The following is a 16,903-nucleotide window of genomic DNA, read 5'->3' as shown; positions in this document are numbered from 1 at the left end:
GTTTGACTTAGCTGAGCACCGCAGCTCTTAATTCATATGCTTGTGTTGACGCCCAACCAGAGCGCCATACACCAGATCCAGCGTCGGCGTTTCCACTTTCGCCTTCTGCCCCATCCGGCGGATCGCGCCAATCTGGGCATCGAGCTCATTGGTAAGTCCCGCGGTGTAGTCGCGCTGCATCGACGAGGTGTTGTCGTACCCTTGATCATCAGTAAAGGCCAAGGTCCGCGACACGATGTCCTCTGGCAGCGCAACGCCGCAGGCTCGACCGACTGCCTCGGTTTCTTCAAACATCCGCGTCAAGCTGTCGCGCATTTCCGAACGCAAGTAACCAATCGGACTATCAGCCAGGGCACCTAGGGCACCGAGGTTAGCCACGAACATCGCTTTTGCCCAGATATCGACCCAGATATCCGGGAGCTGTTCGCCACCGAGCCCAGCCATGTGCAATGCCTCGATAACTGCCCCGACCAGGTCATTAGTGGAGTCATCGAATGTGCCGATGTTCAGGCTCATCGGTCCTGGTCGGAAGGTGACTTCTGCCGGGCCAGTGTGGATAAAGAAACCGCGGATAACACCCGGGAACACCTTGTCTTCACCGAACCGCCCCGCTGCCAAATAAGGGATTTCCACCGAGTTATGGGTGGTCACCACTGCTGCACCAGCCGGAACTTGCGGGAAAGGATCGTTGCCCGGCAGCGCCTTGGTTGCCGCAATCACAACATCGACGTCGACGCCATCGGCAGTGAGTTCACCCCAATTGTCGGCTGCTTTGACGGGGATAATGCTGCGTTCCCCGTGCTCGTCGATAAGCGTGAGCCCCACCTCACGAAGACGTGTCAGGGTCTCGCCGCGGGCGAGAAAGACGACATCATAACCCGCTTGCACGAGGCGACCGCCAAACCAGCCGCCGACAGCTCCTACACCTAAAACTCCAATCCTCATAGCTGCCACCTTACGACTTCCGCACTGAGCGCGAAATAGGTTGCATGCGGTTGTCCACAGGCAATCCAGGCTATCCCCAAATGTGAAATTTGAGCTTGAATTACTACCTTGTCAAAACTATGTAAAGCGGAGTAGGGTCGAAGTTAATAGATATCAACCCAGGGTTGTTACTCTTTTGAGGCAAGACCTGAGGCCCACAGTTTGTGGCGCCTCGGGTCTTTTTGCGTTTAACGGCCCTGCTTACTGTGAAGGAAGGTCACGATGGGGTCGTCAAAAGATTCCAGCGCGAGGGCAATAGTTGAAAACCTCGGTGGACCCGGAAACATCACAAGCATGACGCACTGTGCGACGCGTCTGCGTTTTGAACTCGGTGATGTCTCCAAGATCAACGAGGACAAGATTGACAAGGTGCCGGGCGTACTCGGTGTCGTTCACCAGGGCGATAACCGCTACCAGGTCATCTGTGGCGGTGGCGTCGAATCGATGTACACGGCCATTAAGCACCTACCGGAAATGAAGGGTGCCGGCGCAGTCGCCACTAAGTCCGACGCAGACGTTAAGGCAGAAGCTCGCTCGAAGGCACGCGGCAAGTACTCCTGGCTGGACAATTTCTTCGAGTACCTCTCGGATTCCTTCCGCCCAATCCTGGGCGTGCTGTTGGGTGCATCGCTGATTATCGCGATTGCGGCTGTACTCGACGGCCTGAACATCGTCGACTTCCGCGCTGAGGATAAGTCCGCCACCTGGATTTTCGTCGATGCCATGTGGCGCAGCGTCTTCTACTTCCTGCCAATCATGGTCGCCTACAACGCAGCGAAGAAGCTGCGGGTAGATCCATGGCTGGGCGCAGCCATCATGGCTGCCCTAATGACGCCGGAGTTTATGAGTCTGCAGGATACCGATCGCTTCTCGGACACCATCAAGACAGTCAACGAGGAACTCGGTACCGAAACTTTCACCGCCAACATCTTCGGCCTGCCAATGCAGCTCAATGACTACGGCGGACAGGTCTTTGTACCGCTGATCATGGTCGCCATCCTGGCAGTGGTCTACCACGGTTTGAAGAAGATCTTCCCGGAGAATGTGCAGATGGTCTTCGTGCCGTTTATCTCCATGTTGATTATGATTCCGCTGACCGCTTTCCTCATCGGCCCACTGGGAATCTGGCTGGGTAACGGCATCGGCTCCGGCCTGGCATGGATGAACTCGAACGCACCGTTTGTGTTCGCAATTCTCATCCCGATGCTCTACCCGTTCCTGGTGCCACTGGGTCTGCACTGGCCACTGAATGCGCTGATGCTGGTCAATATCCAGACTCTCGGCTACGACTTCATCCAAGGCCCGATGGGTGCCTGGAACTTCGCCTGCTTCGGAGCAACTGCCGGTGTGCTGGTTCTTTCCATGCGCGACCACGACACTCAGATGCGCCAAACTGCAACGGGTGCACTCGCTGCCGGTCTCTTCGGTGGTATCTCCGAGCCGTCCCTCTACGGTATTCACCTGCGCTTCAAGCGGATTTACCCGCGCATGCTGCTCGGCTGTTTCGCCGGCGGTCTGACTATCGCCATCCTGTCGGCTCCGTTCGGTGGTGTGACAACCAACGCCTTCGTCTTCACCTCCCTCATCACCACTGTCGTGTTCAAACCGATGTGGGTCTACCTGATTTCCGTCGCCGTGGCATTCTTCGTCGCCATGTTCGCCATCATTCTCACCGACTACCGCACGCCGGAAGAGAAGGCTGAGGCCGAGGCCGCACGCGCCGCAGAGCTTGACGACGAACCCAGCGACGCCACCCCACACGCTGCCACCAGTGGCTCCGATTCGGCTCCAGCTGAGGCTTCCGGTGACGCTGGTACCAACGCCGAGGCTGCCGCACCGGCTGCTGCGGCAGCTGGCGCCGGTGGTGTCGCAACTGCCGTTGATACCAAGCCTGTACAGGTGCAGGCCCCGGTTGCCGGTGAGGTTGTCAGCCTTGCCGAGGCCGGCGACGCGGTCTTTGCCTCCGGTGCTCTCGGTGACGGTGTCGGTATCAAGCCAACCAGTTCTACCGTGGTCGCACCCGTATCGGGCACGTTGATGACTGTGGCAAAGACCGGTCACGCCTTCGGTATTAAGACCGATGACGGTGTAGAGGTACTCGTCCACGTCGGTATCGACACAGTCAAGATGGCCGGTGAAGGCTTCGATGTCCAGGTTTCCAAGAAGCAGCACGTCGAGGCCGGCGATGTACTTGCCGAGGTCGATTTCGACAAGGTCAAGGAAGCTGGTTACCCAACCACGACACTGATGACCATCACCAATACCAAGAAGCTAACCAAGGTTTCCCCGGTCACCGGCATCTCTGTCCAAGCCGGCGACATGGTCATCGAAGTTCAGCCATAATTGATTTCTAGAAGGCATACCGGCCTGAAATCCCTCAACTTATGGAGGAGTTCACGGTTACCGACATGGAAATCCTGAGAGTATTCAATAACAACGTGGTCCTGGCCAAGGACGCGACCGGTGAAAAAATCATCACCGGCCGCGGCATTGGGTTCAAGGCTCGCCCGGGACAGCCGGTTGATTCGAGCAAAGTAGTCCGAATCTTCGTCCCGGCAGAAGGCCGCGATCCGGACCATATTGCCACGATGCTCACAGAAATTCCGCTGGCTCACATGACTCTTGTGACCGATGCGGTAACCGCAGCCGGCCTGCCGGAATCAATGACGAAGAACGCTTCCCTCCTTGTGGCGTTGGCCGATCACATTGGTTTCGCCATCATGAGGGCAGCTAACGGGCAGCGAGCCGATTACCCGCTGCTCGCGGAGGTCAGCCAACTTTATAGTGAAGAATACGCGCAGGCGCAGGCGATTTTGTCGCATATCAATCGCGCCCTCAATGACCGTCGTATAGCGCCATTGCCCCGCTCAGAAGCGGTGGCGATTACGTTACACCTGGTCAATGCTGGTTTTTCTACGGGTGATTTGAGCTTCACCTACACCATGACGGGCGTGCTGCAGCAGCTGCTCACAATCATTGAAAGTGATTTTGGTATCACGCTGGAGCCAGAGACTGTCAATGTAGGGCGCTTCATCACGCACCTGCGCTACTTGTTCGTCCGGATTGCCAAGCATGAGCAGTTGAAAGATCACTCCTCCGCTATTGGCCAGGCCATCCGTGACTCCGCCCCAGAGGCGTTTCGCTGCGCACAGCGTATCTCCGCAGTCATTGAACTGCGTCTGGGGTCGGGGCTGACGGAAGACGAAGTTTCCTACCTCACCCTGCACATTGCACGCATTGTGCAGGCAGCGGCTGTATCTCCCACCGCCTCCAGGGTTTCCCGGAGCGTGCGCGACGTTGATGCTAAGCAAGCACCAGCGGTGGGGTGTACAGGCACTGTGCCTGAGTCAGAAAATTTCACATATTCGACCCGAAAGGATTCAACCATGATTACTCGTACCGCTACCATCGGTTCCTCCGTAGGCCTGCACGCTCGCCCGGCTTCCCTGTTCACTCAGGCTGCTGCTGAGTACGACTACGACATTGTCATTTCCCTTGACGACGAAGAGGCCGATGCCGCCTCGATCCTGGAGGTCATGACCCTCGGCGCTAAGCACGGCGACGAAGTCACGCTGAGCTGCGAGGACGACTCCGCAGCTGCAGCTCTGGACGAGCTTGCAGCCATGCTCGAGCGCGACCTGGATGCCGAGTAAGCCCAGCTAAAACACTCCTGGATAACACCACGGCACACCACGACCGACGAGTATCCCCGCAGAGGTCCCGAAAAGGAGATCGGAAGCAATGAACGAGCAGCACACTGTCATCTATGGCATCGGTGTCTCGACCGGTACGGCCAGCGCTGAAGTAGTAAAGGTACTCCCCGCCCCGGGAGTTGATACTCAAGAGCCGTCGTCGACCGATCCCGTCGCCGATGGTGAGCGCGTCCGCGCGGCGATGGCCAACGTCGCAGAGTCGCTGAAGAAGCAGGCTGAGCACTCCAGCCCGCAGGCACGCCCGATTCTGGAGGCCACTGCGCAACTGGCTTCCGATAGGGCGCTCGCCAGGGCCGTGGTGAAGAAACTCAAGGCAGGCTCCGGCATCACCCAGGCCGTTCACGATGCCGTTGAGGACTACGCGCAGCTCCTAACCAGTCTCGGTGGCTACATGGCTGAACGTGTCACCGACCTCTACGATGTTCGCGACCGCACAATTTGCGAGCTGCGTGGCCTGCCAAAACCGGGCGTCCCGGATGTCTCCACCCCAACTATTCTGCTTGCCGACGATCTCGCGCCCGCCGAAACCGTGGGTCTTGACCCCGAGTTGGTCGTAGGCATTGCCACCGCTGGTGGCGGGCCGACCAGTCACACGGCTATCCTCGCAGCACAGCTGGGCATTCCAGCCGTCGTTAAGGCGAAGGGCGTCATGGAACTCGAGGCCGGAACCTTCGTCGCCATTGACGGCGGCGCCGGTGAGGTGATTGCGAATCCGACCGCCGATGAGGTCGCCGCGTTGGAAGAGCGCGCTCGACGCCGGGAAGCAGCCCTAGCGCAGTCTGTGGGCGCAGGCAAGACCGCTGATGGTTACCCGGTGAATCTGCTGGCCAACATTGGTACCGCGGAAGATGGTGAGTCTGCGGCAGCGCAGGATAATGAGGGCACCGGCCTGTTCCGTACTGAGTTCCTTTTCCTCGACCGCGACAAGGCTCCGAGTTTGGAAGAACAAACGGAAACCTACACTCGTGTGCTGAAGGCATTCGGTGAGCGACGCGTGGTTGTGCGCACGCTGGATGCGGGTGCGGATAAGCCGCTGAGCTTTGCCGACCTAGGCGAGGAAGAAAACCCGGCGCTGGGTCGCCGCGGACTGCGCCTGTCGCAGGCTCGGGAAGATTTGCTGGATACGCAGCTGGATGCACTCGCCGCTGCGTTTGACGCCACCGGGCGCAAGGCTGACCTACGGGTTATGGCTCCGATGATCGCAACGGTCGAAGAAACAAAGTGGTTTGCGGACAAAGCGCGTGAGCGTGGCCTGCCGAAGGTCGGCATCATGATTGAGGTCCCCGCAGCAGCGATTCGTGCGAAGCAGCTGCTGTCCATTGTGGACTTTGCCTCCATTGGTACTAACGACTTGTCGCAGTACACTATGGCGGCCGACCGTATGCAGGGGGCTCTGGCGGATTTCCTATCTCCATGGCAGCCGGCTGTGCTGCAAATGATTAAGTCCGCATGCAAGGGCGGCAATGCTACCGGCAAGCCCATTAGTGTCTGCGGTGAAGCCGGCGGTGACCCGCTGCTGGCACTGGTCCTGGTGGGCCTCGGCGTGAGCTCGCTGTCCATGGCTTCCAAGAAGGTGCCGGCCGTCCGCGCCGCTCTCCGCCTCCACGACCGCGCTACCTGCCAGCAGATGGCAGCATACGCTGTCGATGCCGAAACTGCGGCCGATGCGAAGGCCGCAGTGACCGCGCTGGTGGATCCGAAGGTGAAGGATCTGCTGTAGAGCGACGGAATTAGCACTAAGCCTGGCGTACACACGCTGTCAGCGTAAACGTGTGCGCCAGGCTCTTTCTCTTATGTTCGCTGCCCCATCACAGGCAGCAAATTTTCTGGGAAATTTCTTGATTTTCCCTCTCTCGAACGCCCCATTAGGATAAATAGAGTGCCTTCGTCGGCACCACCAACGCCGTCGAAGCCCCTTAATAATTCAAATAAAGACGGATCATACAAGCCGCAACTTAATTCACGCATCAGGCTCCACCCAGCCCGTGAAAATTCACAATTTCACATTAAGAGTGTCAGTTTTCGACATCGTGGCCTTTCATCTACATGGGCACACGAACTGCAATTGCGCTGCTGTAACGGGCGTTTGCGCCACCGCAGCACCGGCAACAATGGCATCGCCACAGCAGCTTGCAGCATCGCCCTTGACCTTACGGGCGACACTAATTTAGAAAGAACACAATTCTCATGACCAAGTCGAGCGGAGTGGAGTCCCCGAAGTCTTTCGCTTCCATTATCGTTGTTACAGCTCTCATGCTGTTTTCGATGTTCTTCGGCGCGGGCAACCTCATCTTCCCGCCGAAGCTCGGAGTGGATTCCGGTACCAATTTTGGCCCCTCAATCACCGGCTTCCTGCTCACCGGTGTGGCGTTGCCAGTTCTGGCCATCATCGCCATCGCCATTTCAGGCAACAACCTGCGTGACCTAGCGTTCCGCGCGGGCCGCATCTTTTCCTTGGGCTTCCCGGTAATCGCATACCTTTCCATCGGTGCTTTCTACGCTCTGCCGCGTACCGGTGCCGTGTCGTACGAAACCGGTGTCCAGCCGATTTTCGGCAGTGATTCACTGGCCGTCGCTGCGGCCTTCTACTTTGTTTTCTTCGGTATCGCCTTAGCACTTGCGTGGAATCCGAATGAAATTGTGTCCAAACTGGGCAAGATTCTCACCCCGGCTTTGCTGATTCTCTTGGTTGTATTGGTTGGAATGTCGGCATTCAAATTCGATGCCGCTCCGGCTGCGCCAATTGAGAAGTACTCCTCTACCCCATTTGCCTCCGGCCTGGTCGAGGGCTACCTCACCATGGACTCCATCGCCGGCCTGGCATTCGGCATTATTGTGATTTCCGCCCTGCGCGTCAGCGGTGTCCCAGAAGGCAAGCGCATGGTTCGCGGCACAATGACCGCAGGACTGTTCGCCGGCATTTTGCTCGCCATCATCTACTTGGGTCTGGGCTATGTCGGCCAGGTGCTGCCGAATGCCGCCTCCTTCGATAACGGCTCGGGCATTCTCGCAGAGGCTTCCAAGCTGGCCATGGGCCAGGTCGGACAGATTGTCTTCGGCCTCATCGTTCTGCTCGCATGTATGACCACGGCTGTCGGCCTAATTGCCGCCACCAGTGAGTTCTTCAACCTGCTGCTTCCGGGCATCAGTTACAAGGCCTGGGCCATTATCTTCACGGTCATGTCCTTCGTAATGGCAACACAGGGGCTGTCTCAGGTACTGGCGATTGCCGCGCCGATCATCACCTTTATTTACCCGCCGGCTATCACTCTGATTGCACTGACTCTTCTCGACCCGGTCATTTCCTACTCCTTCAAGCTGCATTACACCTACCGCCTGGGCGTCTGGGTTGCCACCATCTGGTCGGGTATCTCAGTACTCTCCGGTTTGGGTGTCGGTGGTTCTGCTTTGGCGGACTTCCTCAGTCTCGTACCTGGTCAGACCATCGAGTTCGGATGGTTCCTGCCGACTCTGGCAGCGACGGTGATCGGATACGCAATTGACGTCGTCACGCGAAAGCAGCGCGCAAATCGCCCGGCGAGTGTGCTTGCCGACGAGACCGTTGCAGAAGAGGTAGCCGAAAAGGCGTAAAACCACACCCGGTTATTTGCGTTGCATAACGTAAATACCGCACGCTAGAGAAGTAAATTCCATCCGAACAAGGATTGACTATGAGTACCCGAATGCGTTTTACGCAAACGCTCCTATTCCGCGTTATTGTCGCGATTATTCTGGGCATTGTCTGCAGCTTTTTCTTCCCGGAATGGCTGGCTCGAATTTTTGTCACTTTCAATGGCCTCTTTGGTAACTTCCTGGGCTTCTTTATCCCGGTGCTGATTTTTGCCCTCATCACGCCGGCGATTGCCAGCCTGGGCCGCGGCGCCGGAAAGTGGCTGGGTATTACCACTGCTATCGCCTACGGCTCGACGGTGTTTTCAGGCTTGCTGGCCTACGCCGCCACCCAGGGGCTCTACCCTTGGCTGCTCGGCGCTGATCAGGCCGGCACATCGGTGGATATTGATGAGGGTGCGCTGGAGAGCTTCTTCAATGTGGAGATGCCACCGCCGTTTGACGTCATGACCGCCCTGCTGCTGGCTTTCACGGTCGGTGTGGCGATGACCACCGTGAAGTCGGACTCGCTCTACCGCGGTGCGACGCAGCTGCGCGACGTGATTATGAAGATTATCTCGGCGTTTATCATCCCGCTGCTGCCGATTTACATCTTCGGCATGTTCCTGTCTATGGGCATGAACGGCAACCTGACCACGACGCTATCGATGTTCTTCAAGGTGCTGGTTCTAGCAGTCATCGGCACCGTGCTCCTGTTGGCAATCCAGTTCTCCATCGCTGGCGCCATCGCCGGCCGCAGCCCGTGGACGTCCCTGAAGAACATGCTGCCGGCTTATGTCACCGCACTCGGCACCTCCTCCTCGGCCGCTACCATTCCGGTGACGTACAAGGCCGCGCTGAAGAATGGTGTCTCGGAGAAGGTCGCTGGCTTTACCGTGCCGCTGTGCGCAACCATCCACCTGGCCGGTTCGATGATGAAGATCACGCTGTTCGCGTTTGCGGTGATGTTCATGGCGGACAAGCCGCTTTCGCCGGGCATGGCCATCGGCTTCATTCTCACTTTGGGTATCACCATGATTGCGGCTCCGGGCGTTCCGGGTGGCGCAATTATGGCCGCGGTCGGTGTGCTGCAGTCCATGCTGGGCTTCGATCAGGAGCAGGTCGCTTTGATGATTGCCGCCTACATCGCCATCGACTCCTTCGGTACCGCATGTAATGTCACTGGTGACGGTGCAATTGCCATGATTGTTAACCGCTTTGCCAAGGATGATGTCATCGACCGTTCCGAAGAGCTCAGCTTCGACGCTGAAGAGGCCAATTCCGCATCTTCCACAACCGAGGCCTAACTGGCTTCGGTGCATATGTAAAAATTAAAGAAAACATCCACCGGTCAACCCCGTCGCAATCTTTCAAAAGGCCTTCTTATGGGCCGATGCGGCGGGTGTTGGCATACATGTAAGGGGCCCGCCTTGGACTTCATTTCGACTCGCGACCCAGAGCGCACGCCGCACAAGTTCTCAGACATTCTCCTGGGAGGTCTCGCTAACGACGGTGGCCTCTACCTGCCGGTCGAGTACCCACAGGTTGACGATGCCACTTTGACGCGTTGGCGCTCCGTGCTTGTCGACGACGGTTACGCAGCCTTGGCTGCAGAGGTCGTCAGCCTTTTTGTGGACGACATTCCACTGGAGGATTTGCGCGGTATCTGTGCACGGGCGTACACCTACCCGAAGTTCTCCGATCCGGATATTGTGCCGGTGACGAAGCTGGAAGATCAGCTCTACATCGGTCACTTGTCCATGGGCCCCACAGCGGCATTCAAGGATATGGCGATGCAGCTGCTCGGTGAGTTCTTCGAGTATGAGCTGGCTCGTCGTGGCGAGACCCTGAACATCCTCGGCGCCACCTCTGGTGACACGGGTTCCTCGGCCGAGTATGCAATGCGCGGCCGTGAGGGAATCAGCGTGTTCATGCTAACTCCGGCTGGTCGAATGACCGCGTTCCAGCAGGCTCAGATGTTTGGTCTGCAGGATGCCAACATTCACAACGTCGCCCTCGACGGTGTCTTCGACGATTGCCAGGACATCGTTAAGGCCGTCTCCGGTGACTTGGAGTACAAGGCCAGCCGCCACATTGGTGCAGTCAACTCGATTAACTGGGCTCGCCTGATGGCTCAGATCGTGTACTACGTCTCCTCGTGGATTCGTGTCACTGGCGGCAACGGTGCTGAGGCGAACAACGCGCAGAAGGTCAGCTTCAGTGTGCCGACCGGCAACTTCGGTGATATTTGCGCCGGCCATATTGCGCGCCAGATGGGTGTGCCAATTGACCGCCTGATTGTGGCTACCAATGAAAACGATGTCTTGGATGAGTTCTTCCGCACGGGTGCCTACCGCGTGCGCAGCGCTGCGGAGACGCAGGCTACCTCTTCCCCATCGATGGATATCTCCCGCGCGTCTAACTTTGAGCGTTTCATCTTCGATCTGCTGGGGCGCGATGCTGAGCGCACTGCAGACCTCTTTGGTGTCAAGGTCAAGGAGGGCGGCTTCTCGCTTACTGCTGATCCAATCTTCCCAGAGGCTTCTGCCCAGTACGGTTTCCTCTCCGGTCGCTCGACTCACGTTGACCGCGTCGAGACCATCAAGGACTGCTGGGAGCGCCTAGAGGTCATGGTCGATCCGCACACCGCTGACGGTATTCACGTCGCCCGCGGCCTGGTAGACCAGGTATCCACCCCAATCGTCTGCCTGGAGACCGCCCTGCCGGTAAAGTTCTCCGAGACCATCCTGGAGGCCACCGGACGCGAGCCGGATTGCCCGGAGCGTTTCGCGGACATCATGAATGCCCCGCGCCGCGTTACCGAGCTGCCGAATGATGTCGATGTGGTGAAGAAGTTCATCGACGACAACGTGGCTTAAAACCGGGCATAGCCCAACGTCACCCCCATCCGCGCAGCAGCGATGTGGAATAGTGCCCTCTTTTTTAAGGGCAAACGGCATTATCTTGGGCTATAGGGCTGTTATTACCCCCGTGATTACCTCACAATTGTTCACATGAGTTTCACTCGAGTTAATAGCCGTCCTATGCCCCACGCGCCCGCATCTTCCCCGCAGGAAGGTTCCCAAAAGACAACCACGGTCTCGCGGGCGCTGGCCGACACACTGGCCCAGCACTGCGACCACTGCTTCGGTCTCATCGGCAACGCGAACTCCCACTTCACGTCAGCCCTTACTGAATCGGGATTCGGCTACTCCTCCGTCCGACACGAATCGGCTGCTGTCGGGGCCGCCGATGCCTTCCACCGTGCAGGCGGAGGGCTTGCTATCGCGACCGCTACTTGCGGCGCAGGATTCACCAATGCGCTAACCACTCTGGCCGAGGCCCGAGTAGCCCGTATTCCGCTGATTTTTGTCGTCGGCACGCACCCGGAACGCCCACGTCCCTTTGACCTTAATCAGGCGGCGCTCCTCGACGCCCTCGACGTCTGTCATCGCACCGTTACTCCCGAGTCCGCGCTTGACGACGCAAACTTTGCGGTCCAGCACGCACTGAGTTCTCGGCAGCCTGTCGTGCTGCTGCTCCCCTATGACATCCAAGAAGCACCGATTACGGCATCTGCGTCTGAAACACAGTCGACTAATCAGGAGCATCTGCACACCGGCCGACCAGAATGGTTGGAGTCAACTGTCGCGTCGCTGGCCGAGGAACTGCAAACTGCCCGTCGCCCACTCATTATTGCTGGTAGAGGTGTGTTGCTCTCTGGTACCGCAGATCTAGTTCGCCGCATCGGGGACGGTGCGGGGGCACTGTTTATGCACTCAGCGATGGCTCGTCATGTGCTTTCCAGTCCGTGGCAGATTGGCACCGTGGGCGGTTTTGCGCACGCGTGGCAGGTGGAGCTAGCTCGACAGGCCGATGTGGTGCTGTTCCTGGGAGCAAGCTTCAACGCTTTCCAAAACCGTGGCGGCAACATGTTTGCACCGGACGCGAAGATTATCCAGGTTGTCGACGAGCCCCATCCCGCTGCTCAGCCGTCGGTGACACCGCTATTGGCTAAGTTGGAGGAACTTCTGCCCGTACTGGCAGAGCAGCTGGAGAAGCCCAGGGGGTCGTCGTCAAGCACATGGCGTGCAGAGTTGAAGACACTGCCGACGACAGCGGAGGTCGAGTCGCTGACGTGCGCGGATGGCCGGTTGGATCCGCGGGCGTGCCTGCAGTATCTGAATCGTATCCTGCCCAATCAGCGCGCTGTGTGTACTGACGGTGGCCATTTCCTGGGGTGGGTTCCGAAATATCTTGATGTGCCTGGTCCGCAGCAGCAAGTGATTGTGGGCACGGCGATTCAGTCAATTGGTTTGGGCATGGGGTCACTTGTCGGCCTCGCGGCGGCACGCCCCAAGGACTATTGCGTGCTAGTCGCCGGTGACGGTGGCGGCACGATGGGTATTGCGGATTTACCTGCGGCGATTGAGCAGCTGCGGCGTGGTCGTGGCGGTTGCGTGGTGTTCATTAACGATGCTGCCTATGGCGCGGAGCTGCACCAGTTTGGCGATGTCGGGTTGGACACCTCGTCCATGGAGATTGCCGACTACGACTTCGCCGCAGTCGGACGTGCCTATGGCGCTCACGGTTTCAGTGTCGGCGAACCTGAGGACTTTGCCCAACTCGACGCCTACTTCCATGACGTTTCCAACTCCGATGAGGCTTCCGTTGCCGTAATTGATTTCAAGGTCTCACGGCTGGTGGTCGCGGACTTCGTGAAGGAAGTTCTGGCTAAGGCACAAAGGTAGCTTGCCGCAGGCATGATCGGGGCCATCTAGACCCCGGTGCGACCCCTCTTCAGGCCGGTTGGTTGATGGGGTCTACAATGTGGCGAGTGGTAAAGCAGCGTAACGGTAAAGATCAGATTTCATCAACAGATCAGCCCGCCACCGAGGTGGCAAAGGACCCGCGCGAGCACGTCACTGGCCGCGCGATTGCCGTCTGGCTGGCGGCGCTGATTACCTACATCGTTGCCATCGTCGGCCGCACCTCCATGGGTGTCGCAGGCGTCGAGGCGCTCGATCGCTTCCATATCAACGCCTCCCAACTCGCGCTGTTCACCGCCGTGCAGGTTGGCGTCTACGCCCTGGCGCAGATCCCGACGGGCATCATCATTGACCGCGTCGGCGCCAAGAAAACGATGGTCGTGGGCGCACTAATCATGGCACTGGGCCAGGTCATCATTGCGTTCACGACATCGTATCCGCTGGCTGTCATTGCTCGTGTGTTCATCGGCGCCGGCGATGCCACCGCATTCCTCGGTGCTATGCGGCTGCTTCCCGCGTGGTTCCCACTGCGCGTCACTCCGCTGTTCACGCAGCTCACGGCTGGTCTTGGCCAGCTCGGCCAGTTCATCTCTGCGGTCCCGTTCCTCGCGATTCTGCACGCCGCGGGGTGGGTGCCCGCGTTCTTGTCGCTGAGCACCGCGGGTCTTCTCATCGCTATCGTAGGCATGATCGCGCTTGCCGACGTCCCGGAGAACTCCTCCACAGCCAAGATGTCACTTCGTAAACGCCGCGCCGCCGAGAAGGCCGCGAAAACGGCTGCCGATGGCGGAGCCTCTGCCGCAGCCGATGAGAAACTAACTATCGGCCAGACTCTGAAGATTGTGACCACTCACCCGGTGTGCTGGCAGGGTTTCTTCACTCACTGGACTGGTTTGATGCATCAGTGCATCTTCACATTGCTGTGGGGCATGCCTCTGATGATGCTAGGTATGGGTCTTAAGCCCTCCGAGGCCAGTGTGGTGCTGGTCGTTAACACGCTGTCAGTAATTATCGCCGGGCCGTTGATGGGCATGGTCTCGGCACGCACCGGCCGCGACCGTATCAAGGTTGTTGTCGCAATCGCGTTTATCAACATGGCCGTCTGGATTGTGTTCCTGGCACCGAGCAACCCACCAGCGTACTGGGCAATTATCGTAGTCAACATCCTAATGGCCGGTCTTGGTGCAATGTCCAACTTCGGCTTTGACTCAGTGCGCGAAGAGGTCGATCGCAAGGTACTCGCCACCGGCACTGGGTTGGCGAATATGGGCGGTTTTGTGGCCACCATGCTCGCTGCACAAGGTGTCGGCTTCCTGCTGGATATTGCAGCTCCCGATGGAAATTACACCTGGGAGACCTTCCGCATTGGCTGGTTGGCTGTCGTCGGTGTGTGGGTGATCGGTTTCGTTGGCCTGCTGGTGGCAAAGCGTGCGGCAGCACGCTTTGTCGCCCAGCAAAGCCGTTTTGAGCTGGAACCTACGGAGTAGGAACTACAGGAAGCCGAATGACGGAGCGGCTAGAACAGCGAAAGCTGCTCTGGCCCTTCCAGTCCCTCCGAGTCATCCGAGTCCTCCGATCGCCCAGAGGAGTCTGCGCGGCCGCTATCCGCCGTGCGTTCGCTGCCATCGGTCTGAGCACCATGGGAAGCGCGCTCACCGGTGTCAGTTTCGGAGGCTGCGTTCTCCGGGACGTCGTCAAGCGAAGGCGTTGATGCTACGGCCTCACGCTCATACATTTCCTGCAGCTTCTCGGTCTTGGTAATGCGGACTAGCTCGGCGTAGATGACCAGCTTCATAGAACTATTGACCAGTGGCCCCAGCTGGGAAAACAGGACATCGACGTCGCCGTCAACCGCGAGGCAAGCGCGACGCAGGCTCTCCTCGGAAATAATCCAGCGAGAAGTTTCCGCGCAGGTTTCGCGGTCGCCGATGAAGTCCAACGCGAGGGCAACCTGGTTGCTGGCGACGCCATCCAATGTGGCAGCCAGGCGCTCGTTAGGTGCGGCATCCTTGAACAGGCGGGCAATCTGGACTGCCTCCGCCGTCGGCACCTGGCCAGCGGCATACTCAGCGATGAGTTCGGCCATGCGCTGAGCACCGACGTGCTGATCAGTCAGCCAGATGTCGTGCAAGGCATACATGATGGCCATGGCTTGCCAGGAGGCGTGCCCATGATAGAGAATGCCCAAGATGCCGGCCTGCTCCAGCAGCCAACCGACCATCGCTTCCCCATCGGCGCCATTGCGAGCGCAGAGGTTGTCGACATTCCAAGCCATATGCCCTTCGACGCAGCAGCCATAGAACTTCTGATCTTCCTCCAGCTGCGCGGCCAGTGACACTACTTCACGCGCGGCATACGGGTAGCCGTAGGCAAGGGTGGCATGCGACAGATCATCGACGCCCATGGTCACCCACGGAAACTCGCCGTGCCACGGACCGCGACCAACGAGGAAGCCCGCCGCGAGATACGCCCATCGGGTCGAGGCATCAGCGTTGTACCAGTACTGCAGTGCGCGCGGCGTCGGATGCCCGCTGTCAGCGTGAATCAATCCCGCGTTGACCAGCATCTCCACAATCCAGGGCGCCGCGAAAGCACTCGCCCCTATTGACGCTGCGAAGTCCTGAATCCACAGCAGGCTCGATTCCTCATACATGTGCAACGGGTCCTTCAGACGTCCGTCGCCGCTGCCCGCAGCATCCATAAACGCCGAAGCAAACGCCACCGCAGCCACCGAAGCTTCGGTCAATTCCTTTGACTCCAGCGTTGCCGGGAAAGACTCCGTCGGATGCGGCTTACGAATCGACCACATGTCGCCCTTGAGCGCCAACGCGACTGCGCCCACCAGGCGGGCAACCACTGTCGATTCGTTGCGTGCTTCCGATTCTTGCTCAAATGTCGGCATCGCCGGTTCTTCTAGCACAGTCAGCAGCAGACGCTCTTCGGCCCAGCGCACCGCGTCGGCACGTAGTTCAGACCACATATAGGAGGGCAAGTACTTCTCGTCGGTTGCCATCCAGCGCAGCTCATTGCGAATATCCACCGGAGCTGTCATCACCAGAGCCCGCACCTTCACCGGATCGCAGAGGAAGCCTGCAATGAGCTCCACCTGGCGAGCCTGCACATTCCGCACCGTTAAATCGCTGGCGTTCAGAGCTCGCGATGTGCCCTCTCCCGGCGCGTTATCCGGCTCCAGCCCCATGCGCTCCATACGGCGACTCAGCACATCCGCTGGCATATTCGCCACCAAGTCGGCGACGCGGAAGCTGAGGCTCGGTTCCGCCGGGAACACCTCCGAAATATGTGGTGGCACATGCCACACGCCCGCCGGCTCCTCCCACACGAGCCCCTGGCGCTGGCCACGGCGTAGCACATGCTCAAGCTGCTGCTTGCCGACGCGACGACGCTTGCGGTCAACGCCCTTCGGCGTATCGTGCGCCATCACGTCCGCATCCGATGCCCAATAAGCCACTTCTGTGAGGGTATCCAGCGATGCGGAATCCTCCAGAATATGAACCAATTGGGCCACATCGAGAACATCGGGATCACAAAAAGACAGCGCCGTATGCGCTGAATCCTGTGACATCAGCAATTCCACCGCCTCTTGTCCAGCAGCTGAGGTGTCAGCTGCTGGACACGTGCGGCTCAATAAAAAACGCAGGTCAGTGCCATCTAGGTTGAGAATGAAATCCTCATACCTAGGGCGTACCGAGTAATCGACGTTGCGTTCCATAGCCCACCATTATGCCCGGTCGCCGTGCTAAGACAAAGGCTGCACCCCGCTGCCACATAATGAGCCTCGCAGCGAGGTGCGGCAGACCTCTGCCCGGC

10 protein-coding genes and 1 pseudogene are annotated in these 16,903 nt (G+C 58.7%); 9 read left to right on the top strand and 2 right to left on the bottom strand.

What is annotated here, in order from left to right:
• Positions 1-27: 27 nt before the first annotated feature.
• Positions 28-945: a 2-dehydropantoate 2-reductase gene (locus tag ADM64_RS00960; RefSeq protein WP_049192897.1), complete on the bottom strand. Its 918-nt coding sequence runs from the start codon at positions 943-945 to the stop codon at positions 28-30.
• 261 nt (positions 946-1,206) lie between these two features.
• Between ADM64_RS00960 and ADM64_RS00955 the strand changes: the two genes are divergently transcribed.
• From ADM64_RS00955 to ADM64_RS00920, 9 genes and pseudogenes are all read left to right on the top strand, one after another.
• The gene (locus ADM64_RS00955) at positions 1,207-3,327 is read left to right on the top strand and encodes a glucose PTS transporter subunit IIA (RefSeq protein WP_016423055.1); all 2,121 of its coding nucleotides are present in this window, start codon (positions 1,207-1,209) and stop codon (positions 3,325-3,327) included.
• Positions 3,328-3,368: 41 nt separating this feature from the next.
• A pseudogene (locus ADM64_RS11085) lies at positions 3,369-4,208 on the top strand (PRD domain-containing protein); the annotation flags it as partial.
• A gap of 162 nt (positions 4,209-4,370) precedes the next feature.
• Positions 4,371-4,637: an HPr family phosphocarrier protein gene (locus ADM64_RS11080; protein ID WP_224433282.1), complete on the top strand. Its 267-nt coding sequence runs from the start codon at positions 4,371-4,373 to the stop codon at positions 4,635-4,637.
• Positions 4,638-4,725: 88 nt separating this feature from the next.
• Positions 4,726-6,417, top strand: a complete 1,692-nt coding sequence (ptsP, locus tag ADM64_RS00945; protein ID WP_049192896.1) for a phosphoenolpyruvate--protein phosphotransferase — start codon at positions 4,726-4,728, stop codon at positions 6,415-6,417.
• A gap of 467 nt (positions 6,418-6,884) precedes the next feature.
• Positions 6,885-8,288 (top strand): branched-chain amino acid transport system II carrier protein, encoded by a 1,404-nt coding sequence (brnQ, locus tag ADM64_RS00940; RefSeq protein WP_049170188.1) that lies wholly within the window; start codon positions 6,885-6,887, stop codon positions 8,286-8,288.
• 80 nt (positions 8,289-8,368) lie between these two features.
• Positions 8,369-9,613 carry a dicarboxylate/amino acid:cation symporter gene (locus ADM64_RS00935; protein WP_049192895.1) on the top strand — a complete coding sequence of 415 codons (1,245 nt, stop codon included), beginning with the start codon at positions 8,369-8,371 and terminating at the stop codon, positions 9,611-9,613.
• 123 nt (positions 9,614-9,736) lie between these two features.
• Positions 9,737-11,185, top strand: coding sequence for a threonine synthase (gene thrC, locus ADM64_RS00930; protein ID WP_049192894.1), 1,449 nt, complete (start codon positions 9,737-9,739; stop codon positions 11,183-11,185).
• 135 nt (positions 11,186-11,320) lie between these two features.
• Complete coding sequence (locus ADM64_RS00925) at positions 11,321-13,057, top strand: thiamine pyrophosphate-binding protein (RefSeq protein ID WP_224784226.1); 1,737 nt, start codon at positions 11,321-11,323, stop codon at positions 13,055-13,057.
• A 77-nt stretch (positions 13,058-13,134) separates the two neighbouring features.
• Positions 13,135-14,562, top strand: a complete 1,428-nt coding sequence (locus ADM64_RS00920; protein ID WP_049192892.1) for an MFS transporter — start codon at positions 13,135-13,137, stop codon at positions 14,560-14,562.
• A 29-nt stretch (positions 14,563-14,591) separates the two neighbouring features.
• On the opposite strand, the gene ADM64_RS00915 is transcribed toward ADM64_RS00920, so the two are convergent.
• Positions 14,592-16,805, bottom strand: coding sequence for a hypothetical protein (locus ADM64_RS00915; protein WP_049192891.1), 2,214 nt, complete (start codon positions 16,803-16,805; stop codon positions 14,592-14,594).
• Between the last annotated feature and the right edge of the window lie 98 nt (positions 16,806-16,903).

It is taken from the genome of Corynebacterium sp. 401_CJEI, from assembly GCF_001076435.1.
Taxonomy (GTDB): domain Bacteria; phylum Actinomycetota; class Actinomycetes; order Mycobacteriales; family Mycobacteriaceae; genus Corynebacterium; species Corynebacterium jeikeium_D.
The sequence above is the reverse complement of the archived record's forward strand: the minus strand, read 5'-3'. Positions and strand labels throughout refer to the sequence as shown.

Bases quoted from the DNA above. Each gene is read 5' to 3' on its own strand.
- ADM64_RS00960 (WP_049192897.1), bottom strand. From the start codon at position 945: ATGAGGATTGGAGTTTTAGGTGTAGGAGCTGTCGGCGGCTGGTTTGGC.
- ADM64_RS00955 (WP_016423055.1), top strand. From the start codon at position 1,207: ATGGGGTCGTCAAAAGATTCCAGCGCGAGGGCAATAGTTGAAAACCTC.
- ADM64_RS11080 (WP_224433282.1), top strand. From the start codon at position 4,371: ATGATTACTCGTACCGCTACCATCGGTTCCTCCGTAGGCCTGCACGCT.
- ptsP (WP_049192896.1), top strand. From the start codon at position 4,726: ATGAACGAGCAGCACACTGTCATCTATGGCATCGGTGTCTCGACCGGT.
- brnQ (WP_049170188.1), top strand. From the start codon at position 6,885: ATGACCAAGTCGAGCGGAGTGGAGTCCCCGAAGTCTTTCGCTTCCATT.
- ADM64_RS00935 (WP_049192895.1), top strand. From the start codon at position 8,369: ATGAGTACCCGAATGCGTTTTACGCAAACGCTCCTATTCCGCGTTATT.
- ADM64_RS00925 (WP_224784226.1), top strand. From the start codon at position 11,321: ATGAGTTTCACTCGAGTTAATAGCCGTCCTATGCCCCACGCGCCCGCA.
- ADM64_RS00920 (WP_049192892.1), top strand. From the start codon at position 13,135: ATGTGGCGAGTGGTAAAGCAGCGTAACGGTAAAGATCAGATTTCATCA.
- ADM64_RS00915 (WP_049192891.1), bottom strand. From the start codon at position 16,805: ATGGAACGCAACGTCGATTACTCGGTACGCCCTAGGTATGAGGATTTC.